This is a genomic window from Citrobacter sp. RHBSTW-01013 (assembly GCF_013781985.1).
GTDB classification, from domain to species: domain Bacteria; phylum Pseudomonadota; class Gammaproteobacteria; order Enterobacterales; family Enterobacteriaceae; genus Citrobacter; species Citrobacter braakii.
Genome location: NZ_CP056185.1, coordinates 1,962,508 through 1,975,574 on the forward strand (window position 1 = coordinate 1,962,508; position 13,067 = coordinate 1,975,574).

Consider the following 13,067-nt stretch of genomic DNA (forward strand, 5'->3'; position numbering starts at 1 on the left):
AGCATGAGACGATTTCTGACGACGCTGATGATCCTACTGGTCGTGCTGGTGGCCGGTTTTTCTGCGTTAGTACTGTTGGTTAATCCGAATGATTTCCGCGCATATATGGTCAAGCAGGTTGCTGCGCGTAGCGGATATCAGCTGCAGTTGGATGGCCCTCTGCGTTGGCACGTATGGCCACAGCTGAGTATCCTCTCGGGGCGCATGGTGTTAACGGCTGAAGGCGCCAGCGAACCCCTGATTCGTGCCGACAATATGCGTCTTGACGTCGCGTTGTGGCCGCTGTTGAGTCACCAGCTCAGCGTGAAGCAGGTGATGCTCAAAGGCGCGGTGATTCAACTGACCCCGCAAACTGAAGCGGTGCGTGGCAAAGATGCGCCCGTTGCCCCAAAAGACAATACCTTGCCCGACCTGGCTGAAGACAGAGGATGGTCGTTTGATATTGCCCGCCTGCGTGTTGCCGATAGCGTTCTGGTATTCCAGCATGAAGACGATGAACAGGTCACGGTTCGCGATATTCGTCTGGATATGGAACAGGATAACCAGCACCGCGGCACGTTTGATTTCTCCGGGCGCGTTAACCGCGATCAGCGTGACCTCGCGTTATCCTTCAACGGCAGCGTTGATGCCTCCGACTATCCGCATAACTTATCCGCGAATATTGAGCAGCTAAGCTGGCAATTGCAGGGGGCCGATCTACCGGCGCAGGGGATCAAAGGCCAGGGACAGTTTCAGGCGCAGTGGCTGGAAGAGAAAAAACAGCTCGCGTTTAGCCAGATTCATTTGACCGCTAACGACAGCTCTCTCGCCGGGCAAGTTCATGTGACATTGTTGGAAAAACCAGAATGGGCCGTCGACCTGAAGTTTGGTCAGCTCAATCTGGACAATCTGCTCGTACAACGTGAGGCTGTGACGACGAACGGTGAAGTTCAGCAAGGTCAGAGTCAGTCAACGCTGGCGCGCCCCGTCATTGCTTCCCAGGTTGATGCCGTTTCGTATCAGGGGCTGAAGGGATTTTCGGCAGACATCGCGTTGCAAGCTGACAAAGTGCTGTGGCGGAAAATGGCGTTTGATAATGTCTCGGCAAAAATTGACAACCAGTTCGGCTTATTGAACGTTACGCAGTTGCAGGGGAAAAGTGACGGCGGGCTGGTGTCGCTTCCTGGTATGCTGGATGCCAGAAAAGGACAGCCGCGAGCGGTCTTCCATCCGCGCCTGGAAGGCGTGGAAATTGGTACTATCCTGAAAGCCTTCGACTACCCCATCGCCCTCACCGGTAAGCTATCACTGGCAGGGGATTTCTCTGGCTCAGATATTGATGCCCAGGCGTTTCGTCATAGCTGGCAAGGGCAGGCCCATGTCGAAATGAGCGATACGCGAATGGAAGGAATGAACTTTCAGCAGATGATACAACAGGCCGTCGAACGTAGCGGTGGGGATGTTAAAGCTCAGCAAAACCTGGATAACGTGACCCGGTTGGATCATTTCGTAACCGATATGACGCTGGATAACGGCGAGGTTATGCTGGATAACATGGCGGGTGAGTCGGCGATGCTGGCGCTGACCGGCAAGGGAACGCTGGATCTGGTGAAGCTGAATTGCGACACGCTGTTTAACATTCGCGTGCTGGGCGGCTGGGATGGCGAAAGTAAGCTGATTAACTTCCTGAAGGCTACCCCGGTTCCTCTCAGAGTCTACGGTCAGTGGCAGGCGCTAAACTACAGTCTGCAGGTCGACCAGATTTTGCGTAAGCATTTGCAGGATGAAGCAAAACGTCGCCTTAACGACTGGGCCGATCGCAATAAAGACTCCCGCAACGGTAAAGATGTTAAAAAGTTGCTGGATAAACTCTGATTCATATTGCCGGATGGCGGTTGATGCCGCCTCCGGCTCGTGATTTACACCTCGTAATCCATCTCTTCTTCACTGTGCAGCGGTATCAGTTGGACTTTTTGCACGCGATGATTTTCCACCTGCAGGGTTTTTAGTCGATAGTCGCCGACCTGAACTTCCTCCCCGGTTTTCGGGATGCGCTGCAAATACTCCATTAACAGTCCGGCAATGGTGTGATATTCACGCTTATCATCTAACGGGATAGGCACGTACTGCACCAGATCTTCCAGCGGCATGTGTCCGTTTGCGGTCCATGAACCATCCGCGTTTTTCTGAATGTCATGGCGGGCGTCAATCTCCTCTACCTCATTTGGCAGGTTACCGGCGATGGTTTCCATCACGTCACTGAGCGTTACAATCCCTTCAACTGACCCAAATTCATCGGCCACAAAAGCGAAGTGCGTCCGGGCGTTACGAAACTGTTCAAGCGCCGGAAGCAGCGGCAGAGTTTCCGGGAACACCAACGGCTGGCGAATCAAGACGCGTAAGTCGAGCGGCTCGCCGCGAAGAGATTGCTGCAGCAGGTCAATGACATGCACCACGCCCAGCAAGTCTTCCTGCTCATCTTCGCCGGTGACCACCAGACGCGTATGCTGGTTTTTTTCCAGCAAAGCGCGGATTTCTGTTTCCGGCGCATTGAGGTCGATGTGCTCAATATCATGGCGTGAGGTCATGATGCTGCTGACCGTACGCTGATTAAGGTTCAGCACACGTTCAATCATCCGCCGTTCCTGAGGGGCAAAAATTTGTCCTTCATGATGGTCTGCCAGCATGGCTGCGGTTTCGGCATCCAGTTCGGCGTCTTCTTTTTGCCCGCTCAGCAGTCGCATTACCGCCTCGGCGGTGCGCTGGCGCAGGGTATGGTTGGCTGACAGGAAGCGACGGCGGTTAAAGATAGCCAACTGGTTCAATGCTTCTATCATGACCGAGAAGCCGATGGCGGCGTACAGGTAACCTTTCGGAATATGGAAACCAAACCCATCGGCGACCAGGCTGAAACCAATCATCAGCAAGAAGCTCAGGCACAGAATGACGATAGTGGGATGGCTGTTGACAAAGCGCGTCAGCGACTTGCTGGCAAGCACCATCAGGCTGATGGCAATAATCACCGCAGCCATCATTACCGCCAGGTGATCGACCATACCCACGGCGGTAATGACGGAATCCAGGGAGAAGATGGCGTCCAGCACGACTATTTGCGCGACGACGCCCCAGAACTTAGCGCCTTTACGCTGGGTCGGGTTCTCGCTGTCTTTGCCTTCCAGCCGTTCGTTTAGCTCCATGGTGGCTTTAAACAGCAGGAAGAAACCGCCGAACAGCATGATCAGATCGCGCGCGCTGAAGCTCAGGCCGCGAATGCTGAACAGCGGCGTGGTCAGCGTTACCAGCCATGATATTGATGCCAACAGCAGCAGGCGCATGACCATCGCCAGCAGTAGCCCGGTAATACGCGCCTTATCCCGCTGGGCAGGAGGCAGTTTCTCCGCGAGGATGGCAATAAAAACAAGATTATCAATGCCAAGAACAAGTTCGATCACGATTAGCGTGACGAGTCCGGCCCAGATTGACGGATCGGCAATCCATTCCATAGTAAATGCTATACCCATAGTTGTATGACAATTGTCACAATTCGATCATGGGTAAAACTGGCGAAAAATGCAATGGCGAGGAGGGATTTCTCTGTAGCCTATTACAACCAGGTACGGGATATTAGCCTTAATGTAACTACAGGAAATTATATTATTAATCCAAAGCTCTTTAAGAAATATCGCAGGTGGGATATTTCTATATTAATATTGTCAATATCAATAAAATCCTAAAAATATACAAATTCAACGCTTAATATTAATCTTAAAAGCAAGTTGTCGGTAACTTGTTACCTTGCCTGATATTCGCTTAGCTGCAACAATTCTTCCGGTAATAATCAAAAGATAAATATTTCCTTATCAACCAGCGGCGCTATTCCTGATGCGTTCCCGCTGTGAATGTGATGAAAATAAAGGGGAAGATAAAAATTTAAATTAATCAGTGCATTGGTAGCTAATGAAGCCAGGGGCGGTAGCGTGTCTGGTCGCCTGAGACGAGCCTAAATTATTCTGTCAAGAGACCGCAGATGAATTCATTTTTTTTAGGACAGATGCCAGTTAAATTCCTTTTCAATTAACGGCAAGGTAAATGCGTACAGGCGAAGTCGCTATTTAGATCGCACGTGATAATTACTCTGCCAAAGTGATAAATAATCAATGATGAAATCCAAACTTAAATTGATGCCTGTATTGGTATCGGTAATCTTGATAAACGGTTGTACCGTGCTTCCGGGCAGCAATATGTCTACGATGGGCAAAGATGTGATTAAACAGCAGGACGCTGATTTTGATATCGATCGCATGGTGAATGTTTATCCACTCACCCCACGACTGGTCGAACAATTACGTCCCCGACCAAATGTTGCGCAGCCTAATATGTCTCTCGACCAGGAGATTTCCGGGTATCAGTACCGGGTCGGCCCGGGCGATGTCCTGAATGTTACCGTCTGGGATCATCCTGAACTCACCACGCCGGCTGGGCAGTATCGTAGCTCAAGTGATGCCGGCAACTGGGTGCAGCCTGATGGCACCATGTTTTACCCCTACATCGGCAAAGTTAGCGTGTCAGGGAAAACGTTGGCCGAAATTCGTAGTGATATTACCGGGCGCTTAGCGAAGTACATTGCTGACCCGCAGGTGGACGTTAATATCGCCGCTTTCCGTTCGCAGAAGGCCTATGTCTCCGGGCAGGTGAACAAATCCGGCCAGCAGGCCATCACCAACGTGCCGCTTACCATTCTCGATGCCATTAACGCCGCAGGCGGTCTCACCGAGGCGGCAGACTGGCGCAACGTTGTACTGACTCATAAAGGGCAGGAGCAACGTATTTCACTGCAAGCGCTAATGCAAAATGGCGACCTGAGCCAGAACCGTCTGCTCTATCCTGGCGACATCCTGTTTGTTCCGCGTAATGACGATTTGAAAGTCTTCGTGATGGGGGAAGTGAAAAAACAGAGCACCCTCAAAATGGACTTCAGCGGCATGACGCTCACCGAAGCGCTCGGCAACGCGGAAGGTATCGACCTGACCACCTCCAACGCCAGCGGCATTTTCGTTATTCGTCCATTGAAAGGCGAGGGCGGGAACAACGGCAAGATTGCCAATATCTATCAGCTTGATATGTCCGATGCGACATCGCTGGTGATGGCGACGTCATTCCGACTCCAGCCATACGATGTGGTGTACGTCACTACCGCGCCGGTTGCTCGCTGGAACCGTTTGATCAATCAGTTGCTGCCGACTATTAGCGGTGTTCGCTATATGACGGACACGGCCAGCGACCTTCACAACTGGTAATCGTCATGTTTAACAAAATCTTAGTTGTCTGTGTGGGGAACATTTGCCGCTCTCCGACGGCAGAGCGCTTGTTAAGGCAATTTCACCCGGCGCTGACGGTCTCTTCTGCCGGCCTCGGGGCGATGGTAGGCAAAGGCGCGGACCCGTGCGCCATCAGCGTGGCGCAGGCGCACAACCTGTCACTGGAGAATCATTGTGCCCGGCAGATCTCGGGACGAATGTGCCGGGAGTATGACCTGATCCTGACCATGGAAAAACGCCATATCTCTGCCCTGTGTGAAATGGTGCCGGAGATGCGCGGCAAAGTGATGTTGTTTGGTCACTGGGACAGCGAGCGCGAAATTCCCGATCCGTATCGTAAAAGCCGTGATGCGTTTGACGCGGTGTACGCATTACTTGAACGGTCTGCCCGCCAATGGGCTCAGGCATTGAACGCAGAGCAGGGAAAACAATGACAGAAAAAGTAAAACAGTCTGCTGCGCCGGTAACGGGCAATGATGAAATCGATATTGGTCGTCTGGTGGCAACGGTGGTGGAAGCCCGCTGGTGGGTGCTTGGTATTACTGCGGCATTTGCATTATGCGCAGCGGTCTACACGCTATTTGCCACTCCCATCTACAGTGCGGACGCGCTGGTGCAAATTGAGCAAAATACCGGAAATTCACTGGTGCAGGATATTGGCTCGGCGTTGTCGAACAAACCTCCGGCCTCTGAAGCGGAAATTCAGCTCATCCAGTCACGGCTGGTATTGGGGAAAACGGTAGACGATCTCAATCTGGATATCGCGGTTACCAAAGATACGTTCCCCATTTTTGGCGCGGGTTGGGATCGGTTGATGGGTCGCCAGAACGAAACGGTTAACGTGACGACTTTCACGCTGCCAAAGGCAATGAATGAACAGACCTTCACGCTAAGCGTGCTGAATGACAAAAGTTATCAGCTGGTGAGTGACGGAGGTTTTAGCGCCCAGGGGCAGGTTGGGCAGGTGCTGAAACATGACGGCGTGACGATGCTGGTCGAGGCGATCCATGCCAGCCCTGAGAGCCAATTTACCGTCAGCAAATTCTCCACGCTGGGCATGATCAACACCTTGCAAAATAATCTGATGGTGACGGAAACCGGCAAAGACACTGGCGTACTGAGCCTGACCTTTACCGGCGAAGACCGCGAGCAAATCCGCCAGATCCTTGACAGTATTACCCGCAACTATCTGCAACAAAACGTGGAGCGTAAATCTGAAGAGGCCGCCAAAAGTCTGGCGTTTCTGGCAAAGCAGTTGCCCGAGGTACGTAACCGGCTGGACGTTGCCGAAAACAAGCTGAATGCCTTTCGTCAGGACAAAGACTCCGTGGATTTGCCGCTGGAAGCCAAAGCGGTGCTGGATTCCATGGTGAATATTGATGCGCAGCTTAATGAGCTGACCTTCAAAGAAGCGGAGATTTCCAAGCTGTTCACCAAAGCGCACCCTGCGTACCGCACCTTGCTGGAAAAACGCCAGGCGCTGGAAGATGAGAAAAGCAAGCTGAACGGGCGCGTAACGGCGATGCCGAAAACGCAGCAGGAAATTGTCCGCCTGACGCGTGACGTGGAGTCCGGCCAGCAGGTCTATATGCAACTGCTGAACAAGCAGCAGGAGCTGAAGATTACCGAGGCCAGTACGGTCGGAGATGTACGCATCGTCGATCCCGCGATTGCCCAGCCAGGCGTGCTGAAGCCGAAAACGACGCTGATTATTCTCGGTAGCATCATTCTTGGTTTGATGCTTTCAGTGGTGGACGTACTGCTGCGTTCCCTGTTTAATCGCGGCATTGAAAGCCCACAGGCGCTGGAAGAGCATGGTATCAGCGTGTATGCCAGCATTCCGCTATCAGAATGGCAAAAAGCACGCGATAACGTGCAGACCATTAAAGGCGTGAAACGCTACAAACAAAGCCAGTTGCTGGCGGTGGGGAATCCGACGGATCTTGCGATAGAAGCGGTCCGCAGCCTGCGTACCAGCCTGCACTTTGCCATGATGCAGGCGCGCAACAACGTCTTGATGCTGACCGGCGTCAGCCCGTCAATTGGTAAAACGTTTGTCTGCGCCAACCTGGCGGCGGTCGTTAGTCAGACCAACAAACGCGTGCTGTTGATCGACTGCGACATGCGCAAAGGCTATACCCACGAGCTGCTGGGGACCAATAACGTTAACGGTCTGTCTGAGATCCTCATCGGCAAGGGGGATATCTCATGCAGTGCGAAACCGACATCGATTCCACATTTTGATCTGATCCCTCGCGGACAAATTCCCCCCAACCCCTCCGAGTTGCTGATGAGTGAACGCTTTGGCGAACTGATTGCATGGGCCAGCTCGCACTATGACCTGGTGCTGATCGATACCCCGCCAATACTGGCGGTGACCGATGCGGCTATCGTGGGGCGTCACGCTGGAACCACGCTGATGGTGGCGCGTTACGCGGTCAACACGCTGAAAGAGGTGGAAACCAGCCTGAGTCGCTTTGAGCAAAACGGCATTCAGGTGAAAGGGGTGATCCTGAACTCGATCTTCCGCCGCGCCAGCGGGTATCAGGATTACGGTTACTACGAATACGAGTACACCTCGGATTCGAAATAGGTAACGAACATTGCCGGATAGCGGCCCACAAAAACATATTTATACCCTAAATAACTCGAGTTGCAGGAAAGCCAACGCAGATGCAACTTGAAGTATGACGGGGATATCTGGGAAACGAAAATGACGACAGACAACCCGCTAATTTCAATTTATATGCCCACCTGGAACCGTCAGCAACTGGCCATCCGGGCGATTAAATCGGTACTGCGCCAGGACTATCCTCACTGGGAGATGATCATTGTGGATGATTGCTCTTCCTCGTATGAGCAACTGCAGCAATTTGTTGAAGAGCTCAACGATCCGCGTGTGTCGTATACGCGTAATCCAACTAACTCCGGAGCCTGTGCGGTGCGTAATCAGGCCATCATGCAGGCCAGTGGGCAATATATTACGGGTATTGATGATGATGATGAATGGACGCCGAACCGCCTGAGCGTATTTCTCAATTATCGCCATCATCTGGTGACGCGGGCGTTTCTGTATGCCAATGACTATGTCTGTGAAGGCGAAGTATATTCGCAGCCGACCAGTTTGCCGCTCTATCCGAAGGCCGTTTATTCACGCCGTAAATTTTATAAGCGCAATATTATTGGTAATCAGGTGTTTACCTGGGCCTGGCGGTTTAAAGCATGCCTGTTCGATACCACGCTGAAAGCGGCGCAGGATTATGACATTTTCCTGCGCATGGTGGTGGCGTATGGCAAACCGTGGAAGGTAAAAGAGGCAACGCAGATCCTGCATGTGAATCACGGTGAAATGCGTATTACCTCATCCCCGCATAAATTCTCCGGCTACTTTCAGTTCTACCGTAAGCACAAAGGCAAATTTGATCGGGCCAGCAAGAAATATCAGCTGTTTACCCTCTACCAGATCCGCAATAAACGGATGAACTGGCGCACGTTGCTGACGCTGCTTTCTGTTCGCAATAGTAAGCGCCTGGCCGACGGACTGCGAGGACGCTAAGTATGCTGGAAGATTTACGCGCGAACGGCTGGAGTCTGCGACCCTGCTGCATGGTGGTGGCCTATCGGATTGCCCATTTTTGCTCCGTCTGGCGTAAAAAAAATGTCTTGAACAACCTGTGGGCGGCGCCGGTGCTGGTGATGTATCGCCTTATCACTGAATGCGTGTTTGGCTATGAAATCCAGGCCGCTGCATCTATTGGTCGTCGTTTCACCATCCATCATGGCTATGGGGTGGTGATCAATAAACACGTGGTGGCGGGGGATGATTTCACCCTGCGCCACGGCGTCACCATCGGCAATCTTGGCGGCAACGATCTGTCCTGTCCGGTCATCGGTAACGGCGTTGAGCTGGGGGCCAATGTCACTCTGCTTGGCGGCGTTGCCATTGGCGATAACGTGACGATTGGCGCCGGGAGCGTCGTAGTGGATAGCATCCCGGACAATACGCTGGTCGTGGGCGAGAAGGCACGGGTGAAGGTAATAAAATGAAGATATTACAGTTTAATGTGCGACTCGCAGAAGGCGGGGCGGCAGGCGTGGCGTTAGATTTGCATCTGAGGGCGCTGGAGAAAGGGCTGTCATCGCGTTTTGTCTACGGCTATGGCAAAGGCGGTAAGAAAAGCGTCAGCCACGAGAATTACCCGCAGGTTATCAAACATACGCCACGTCTGACGTCGGCGGCGAACATTGCGCTGTTTCGTTTCGCGAACCGCGACATGTTTGGCAATCTCGACAAGTTGTACCGTACGGTAACCCGCACTTCCGGCCCGCTGGTACTGCATTTTCATGTGTTGCACAGCTACTGGTTGAATCTGGAAGAGGTGGTCGCCTTTTGCCAAAAAGTAAAGGCGCATAAACCGGATATCACCTTCGTCTGGACGCTGCACGATCACTGGAGCGTGACCGGGCGCTGTGCCTTTACCGATGGCTGCGAAAGCTGGAAAACGGGCTGTCAGAAATGTCCAACGCTCAGTAACTATCCGCCGGTAAAAATCGATAAAGCCCATCAACAGTTGCCTGGTAAACGGCAGATGTTTCGCGCCATGCTGGCGCTGGGCTGCCAGTTCATCTCGCCCAGTCAGCATGTGGCCGATGCATTCAACAGTCTGTATGGCGCCGGTTGTTGCCGCATTATTAACAATGGCATCGATGTGGCAACGGAAGCCATTCTTGCCGAACTTCCCGCTAAGCATGAGGAAAGCGGCAGACCGAAAATCGCCGTAGTGGCCCATGACCTGCGCTATGACGGTAAAACCAGTCAGCAACTGGTGCGAGCGATGATTGCGCTCGGAGACAAAATTGAGCTGCATACCTTCGGCAAATTTTCCCCGTTTGTCGGGGATAACGTCATCAATCACGGGTTTGAGAGCGATAAGCGCACGTTGATGAGCGCGCTTAACGAGATGGATGGGCTGGTGTTCAGCTCGCGCGTTGATAACTACCCGCTGATTCTGTGCGAAGCGCTTTCCATCGGCGTACCGGTGATTGCTACGCACAGCGATGCCGCGCAGGAAGTGCTGGCGAAATCGGGCGGCAAAACGTTCAGCGAAGCGGATGTTTTGCACCTGGTGCAACTGAAAAGATCAGACATTGCGCAGGCGGTATTTGACACGTCGCTTGCCGCGTTCAGCCAGCGCAGCCGGGTGGCATACAGTGGGCAACAGATGCTGGAGGAGTATGTCTCGTTCTATCAGAATCTGTAGCTATCTGGTGCTACCGCTGCTTTATCTGCTGGTTAACGTCAAACTCGCCCAGCTTGGCGAGAGCTTCCCGATAACTATCGTCACGTTCTTGCCCGTTCTGCTGTTGCTGTTTGTCGAGCGCATCAATATTAAAAAATTAATGATTGCGCTGGGCGTGGGGGGCGGACTGACGGCGTTTAACTATCTGTTCGGACAATCACTGGATGCCAGCAAGTACGTGACGTCCGCAATGCTGTTTGTCTATACCGTGGTGATTATCGGTATGGTGTGGAGTATTCGCTTCAAAACCATTTCGCCGCATAACTACATTAAGATCTTGCGTTTTTTCTGGCTGGTTGTGGGCCTGGTGGTGGGGTTAGCTGCGGTGGAAATGGCGCAGATAATTCTTAGTGGCGGCAGCAGTTTAATGGAAGTTATTTCGAAATATCTTATTTACAGTAATAGCTATGTTCTGAACTTTATTAAGTTTGGTGGGAAGCGTACCACTGCACTCTATTTCGAACCGGCATTCTTCGCTCTGGCGTTAATCTCAATTTGGCTCAGTATCAAACAGTTTGGTATCAAAACGCCTAAGTCCGATGCTATGATTCTGGCAGGGATAATATTATCAGGATCGTTTTCAGGGGTAATGACATTTATTTTGTTTTACCTCCTGGAGTGGGCGTTCCAGTATCTGAATAAAGATGCGATAAAAAAGAAGTTGCCGCTGGCGATAATCTCATTAAGCGTGTTTGTTGTTGGTGTGATATTTGCGTTTCCGTACATCGCGACACGGCTTGGAGATTTAGGAACTGAAGGCTCATCATCGTATTATCGTATCGTGGGACCATTAGTAATGGTCGGTTATTCGTTACTTAACGTTGATGGGGTAGTGAGATTCGGCTCACTTTATGAATATGTTGCGTCATTCGGAATTTTTAACGGTGCAGATGTTGGTAAAACGATAGACAATGGCTTGTATCTGCTGATTATTTATTTCTCATGGTTCGCGGTGATATTAGCCCTGTGGTACATGGGGAAAGTCATGAAGATGATGATCAATGCGTTTGGTGATAATCAGAATTATCGGGTGCAGCTTTATCTTTTTACGCCGCTGTCGCTGTTTTTTACAGGTTCAGTATTTAGTCCGGAATACGCATTTTTAATTGTATGTCCGTTTATTTTGCGCAAGGCGCTGAATATAGCGAGGTAGAACGCATGCTGCTCAGTATTATTACCGTCGCCTTTCGTAATCTGGAAGGGATCGTCAAAACTCACGCGTCGTTAGCTCATCTGACGCAGGCGGGTGATATCAGTTTTGAGTGGATTGTTGTTGATGGCGGCTCCTCTGACGGTACCTCGGCCTTTCTTGAAGGGCTCAGTGGAGAGCACCGGTTACGGTTTGTCAGCGAGCCGGATAAGGGCATCTATGATGCAATGAACAAAGGTATCGCTATGGCGCGCGGGCGGTTTGCGCTGTTCCTCAACTCCGGGGATATTCTGCATGCAGATGCGGCTCATTTTATCCGCCAGCTAAAAACGCAGAGCGATAAAGCGATGGTCATTGGCGATGCGTTGCTGGATTTCGGTAATGGTAACAAAATTAAGCGGCGGGCCAAGCCGGGTTGGTATATTTATCACAGCCTTCCCGCCAGCCATCAGGCCATCTTCTTTCCTCTCTCTGGACTGAATGTCTGGCGCTATGATTTGCAATATAAGATATCGTCTGATTACGCGCTGGCAGCCAAATTATACAAGTCAGGTTACGCGTTTAAAAAGCTGAGCGGGCTGGTGTCAGAGTTTTCCATGGGTGGGGTGTCAACGACGAATAATCTGGAATTGTGCCGGGATGCAAAAAAGGTACAGCGCCAGATATTACACATGCCAGGTTTTTGGACCGGATTGTCAGAATATTTACGTCTGCGCACAACCGGTAAAACAAAAACCTTATATGGAAAAGCGTAAGGGTACATTATGCAGGATTTAAGCGGCTTCAACGTGCCGGGAGGTTTTCGCGGCGGCGGTGCCATTAAAGTGCAATTATGGTGGGCAGTGCAAGCCACATTATTTCGCTGGTCCCCGCAGGTAATGTATCGCTGGCGTGCGTTTTTATTGCGAATGTTTGGCGCAAAAATAGGAAAAAACGTAGTTATTCGACCTTCAGTAAAAATTACTTATCCGTGGAAATTAACCCTGGGAGATTATTCCTGGGTGGGTGATGACGCGGTTTTATATACGCTGGGTGATATTACGATTGGTGCGCACGCGGTTATTTCGCAAAAAAGTTATTTATGCACCGGGAGTCATGATTATGCCAGTCAACATTTTGATATTAACGCCACACCAATTGTAGTTGGTGATAAATGCTGGCTGGCGACAGATGTCTTTGTCGCGCCTGGCGTGACGATTGGCGATGGCACCGTCGTCGGAGCACGCAGCAGTGTATTTAAATCGCTGCCAGCCAATGTCGTTTGTCGGGGAAATCCCGCAATAGTCACACGCGAACGCGTCGAGAAAGTTACTCCCTGAG

Annotated in this window: 11 protein-coding genes; 10 read left to right on the forward strand and 1 reads right to left on the reverse strand. The window is 51.5% G+C overall.

What is annotated here, in order from left to right; genetic code table 11:
- Positions 1–3: 3 nt before the first annotated feature.
- A complete protein-coding gene (asmA, locus tag HV350_RS09450) occupies positions 4–1,854 on the forward strand; it encodes an outer membrane assembly protein AsmA (RefSeq protein ID WP_181630327.1) in 1,851 nt (616 codons plus the stop codon).
- A 44-nt stretch (positions 1,855–1,898) separates the two neighbouring features.
- Here the strand turns inward: asmA and HV350_RS09455 are convergent, their stop codons facing one another.
- Positions 1,899–3,482, reverse strand: coding sequence for a TerC family protein (locus tag HV350_RS09455; RefSeq protein WP_019077138.1), 1,584 nt, complete (start codon positions 3,480–3,482; stop codon positions 1,899–1,901).
- A gap of 654 nt (positions 3,483–4,136) precedes the next feature.
- Between HV350_RS09455 and HV350_RS09460 the strand changes: the two genes are divergently transcribed.
- The 9 genes from HV350_RS09460 to wcaF all read left to right on the forward strand — a co-directional run bounded on the left by HV350_RS09460 (position 4,137) and on the right by wcaF (position 13,066).
- Complete coding sequence (locus HV350_RS09460; protein ID WP_047499630.1) at positions 4,137–5,276, forward strand: polysaccharide export protein; 1,140 nt, start codon at positions 4,137–4,139, stop codon at positions 5,274–5,276.
- 5 nt (positions 5,277–5,281) lie between these two features.
- The gene (gene wzb / locus HV350_RS09465) at positions 5,282–5,731 is read left to right on the forward strand and encodes a low molecular weight protein-tyrosine-phosphatase Wzb (RefSeq protein WP_181630329.1); all 450 of its coding nucleotides are present in this window, start codon (positions 5,282–5,284) and stop codon (positions 5,729–5,731) included.
- A complete protein-coding gene (gene wzc / locus HV350_RS09470; protein WP_181630330.1) occupies positions 5,728–7,890 on the forward strand; it encodes a tyrosine-protein kinase Wzc in 2,163 nt (720 codons plus the stop codon). Before wzb ends, wzc begins: the two co-directional genes overlap by 4 nt.
- 120 nt (positions 7,891–8,010) lie before the next feature.
- Complete coding sequence (gene wcaA, locus HV350_RS09475) at positions 8,011–8,853, forward strand: colanic acid biosynthesis glycosyltransferase WcaA (RefSeq protein WP_016153592.1); 843 nt, start codon at positions 8,011–8,013, stop codon at positions 8,851–8,853.
- A 2-nt stretch (positions 8,854–8,855) separates the two neighbouring features.
- Positions 8,856–9,344 carry a colanic acid biosynthesis acetyltransferase WcaB gene (gene wcaB, locus HV350_RS09480; RefSeq protein WP_016156923.1) on the forward strand — a complete coding sequence of 163 codons (489 nt, stop codon included), beginning with the start codon at positions 8,856–8,858 and terminating at the stop codon, positions 9,342–9,344.
- Positions 9,341–10,558, forward strand: coding sequence for a colanic acid biosynthesis glycosyltransferase WcaC (gene wcaC / locus HV350_RS09485; RefSeq protein ID WP_181630332.1), 1,218 nt, complete (start codon positions 9,341–9,343; stop codon positions 10,556–10,558). The genes wcaB and wcaC overlap by 4 nt, the downstream gene beginning before the upstream one ends.
- Positions 10,533–11,750, forward strand: coding sequence for a colanic acid polymerase WcaD (gene wcaD, locus HV350_RS09490; protein ID WP_016153589.1), 1,218 nt, complete (start codon positions 10,533–10,535; stop codon positions 11,748–11,750). Before wcaC ends, wcaD begins: the two co-directional genes overlap by 26 nt.
- Before the next feature lie 5 nt (positions 11,751–11,755).
- Positions 11,756–12,502 (forward strand): colanic acid biosynthesis glycosyltransferase WcaE, encoded by a 747-nt coding sequence (wcaE, locus tag HV350_RS09495; RefSeq protein WP_049270706.1) that lies wholly within the window; start codon positions 11,756–11,758, stop codon positions 12,500–12,502.
- A gap of 9 nt (positions 12,503–12,511) precedes the next feature.
- Positions 12,512–13,066, forward strand: coding sequence for a colanic acid biosynthesis acetyltransferase WcaF (gene wcaF / locus HV350_RS09500; protein ID WP_016153587.1), 555 nt, complete (start codon positions 12,512–12,514; stop codon positions 13,064–13,066).
- The last annotated feature ends 1 nt before the right edge of the window (position 13,067 follow it).